1 protein-coding gene is annotated in these 674 nt (G+C 62.6%); it reads left to right on the forward strand.

Annotation, left to right across the window (positions count from 1 at the left end; all coding sequences use genetic code 11):
* A partial coding sequence (locus tag P353_RS27395; RefSeq protein ID WP_034376692.1) for a hypothetical protein occupies positions 1–674 on the forward strand: 674 nt, incomplete at both ends.

The raw sequence follows: 674 nt of genomic DNA on the forward strand, positions 1-674 counted from the left end.
GGCTTGCTGGCCGATCTGTTGCCCAGTTTCAATGCAACAGGTGATGGCGACTGGAACGACAGCGAAAAGCTCTACTCCACCCTTACCAAGCTCATCGCCAACGACGACTTCAAGCAGCATGTCCGCCCCCGTCTACAGCATGCCATGGCGCAGCTCCTCGGCGCCCTCAATGCCGCTGCCGCCCGCTTGCAACCGTCACTCGGCCCTGGCGTGGGCCGGGCGGTTTCGCGTCTCAACAGTGCCAGCCAACTGCTCTACAACGGTATTCATCTGACCGAACTCAAGGTGAAGATGAAGCTCGGTGAATACTACGCCCTGCAATGCGAGCACCTGCGCAACCTGCAACGCAAGGCCGCGGATGCCATCGACCGCACCTGGGAAGGCCTCAAGGACGAGTTGGGCAAAACCGACGAAGAGGCCCGCAAGGTGCGCAGACAGGTGCGCCCGTTGATTCAGGGCGGCCTGCTCAGCCTGGCGGTGCTGGACCCCAAAATAGCCAACCTCAGCGTGACCCTCAGCGTCTGGGTGGAAGGCCAGGTCACCGAGCTGCAGGACAGCCTGATGCGCCAGGCCAACCTCGGCGTGGACCAACTGGGCAAAGGTGCCCACGCTGCGCTAGTCGAAATCGCAGTTGGGGTTGGCACCCTGGACCCGCAGGCGCGCAAGGTGTTGCA

It is taken from the genome of Comamonas testosteroni, from assembly GCF_000761245.1.
GTDB classification, from domain to species: Bacteria; Pseudomonadota; Gammaproteobacteria; order Burkholderiales; family Burkholderiaceae_C; genus Comamonas; species Comamonas testosteroni_C.